1 protein-coding gene is annotated in these 706 nt (G+C 45.0%); it reads left to right on the plus strand.

Going from position 1 to position 706, the window contains the following annotated elements; translation table 11 throughout:
* Positions 1-706 (plus strand): dATP/dGTP diphosphohydrolase domain-containing protein (locus ACFIKJ_RS09580; protein WP_375670567.1); only part of this gene is annotated, 706 nt, incomplete at both ends.

Genomic DNA, 706 nt, shown 5'->3' on the forward strand with positions numbered 1-706 from the left:
ATGGCAGAACCCTTCATCTCATAGAAGCATTGAGAAGCTTTGGAGATGTTAAGGCTGGCGAATTAGGTGGTTGGATAGAAAAAGAAGGCAACCTATCCCATGATGGTAATTGTTGGGTTGGGAACAATGCCAAGGTTTATGACAATGCCAAGGTTTTTGGTGATGCCAATGTTCTTGGTTTTTCTCATGTTTCTGGCGATGCCCGTGTTTATGGCAATGCTAGGGTCTATGAATATGCCAAGGTTCATGGATATGCCGAAGTTTATGATAGTGCTAAGGTTTTTGGCGGTGCTGAGGTTTATGGGAATGCCAAGGTTTATGACAATGCTTGGGTTTATGGTGGTGCTGAGGTTTCTGGCGATGCACGGGTTTTTGGCGGTGCTTGTGTTTTGGAAGATGCTCGTGTTTTTGACATGGCAAGAGTTTCTAATGCAGTGAAGGTATATGGTGACGCCGCGATTTATGGCAATGCAGATGTTTGTGGCACTGAAGAATTTGGCGATGACGACAGAGTTTATATGCGTTCACATAGCACAAACGAAGCGCATAAGGATGATGCTGGTAAGGCGCGTGTTGAACTAATCCCGCCGTTGGCACTGATTGAAATCGGTAAAGTTTTAGAGTTTGGAGCAAAGAAGTACGGAGCAAACAATTGGCGTAATGGCATGCACTGGAGCAGGTTTCACGGTGCTGCTTTACGTCATTT

Origin of the sequence: Bartonella sp. PS7NMGDW (assembly GCF_042193585.1) — a bacterium.
GTDB classification, from domain to species: Bacteria; Pseudomonadota; Alphaproteobacteria; order Rhizobiales; family Rhizobiaceae; genus Bartonella; species Bartonella grahamii.